Consider the following 743-nt stretch of genomic DNA (forward strand, 5'->3'; position numbering starts at 1 on the left):
AACGTGTTTGTGTATGGTTAGTTGCGTGGTTTAGCAACTAATTTAGCAAACTTTTACGAACCAGAGAAAATTCCGCAGGAATTTTCGCGAGTAAGCACTTAAAAAGCAATTAATTATACACAGTGTTGGCACACGTAATTTATTCAAATTCTATTTTATTCAAATTTTTCTCAAAGTATTTTTTCATCCGCTCAATACTTTCTTTGCTATTATCCAAAAATGCTATTCTTGAACTTTTATTATTTGTTTGGTTAAAAATTATTTCAGACTCGTTTAATTTTATTGAAGAAATATCACGTATTTCCAAATCAATATCATTTTCAAATCGTAATCTTTTATTCAGAATTTCGATAAAAGAACTGTTTTCAGTTAGCAAGCTTGAAATTACCAAAAGAAATCCAATGATTATGAGTACTGTCAGAAAAGGTTTTTCAAAAGCTGTATATTGAAATCCTATAACAGAGAATATTATAGCAATAATTCCGAGTACTAATTTTGAGGTTTTTCGGTATTGTTCATTATTTGTTTTCAGAATGAGAATGTTTTCCTTTCTCATTTTATTTCTGTTTTTGATTTTTTCATAAATTCCATACGCAACAACTATGGCACCAATTCCAATTTCATAAACTTCAATATTTTTAATTATTCCGCTAAAATGAACTATTAAAATTATTCCAAATATTATTTCCGCTTTATATTTCTTTATAATCGTAATCATTTTTTTTATGTGTGCCAACGTGTTT

General features: G+C 27.3%; 1 protein-coding gene. It reads right to left on the reverse strand.

What is annotated here, in order from left to right; translation table 11 throughout:
* Window positions 1-139: 139 nt before the first annotated feature.
* A partial coding sequence (locus HNV10_RS17095; protein ID WP_206676004.1) for a hypothetical protein occupies window positions 140-743 on the reverse strand: 604 nt, incomplete at its 5' end.

The organism is Winogradskyella litoriviva (genome assembly GCF_013249065.1).
In the GTDB taxonomy this organism is placed as follows: Bacteria; Bacteroidota; Bacteroidia; order Flavobacteriales; family Flavobacteriaceae; genus Winogradskyella; species Winogradskyella litoriviva.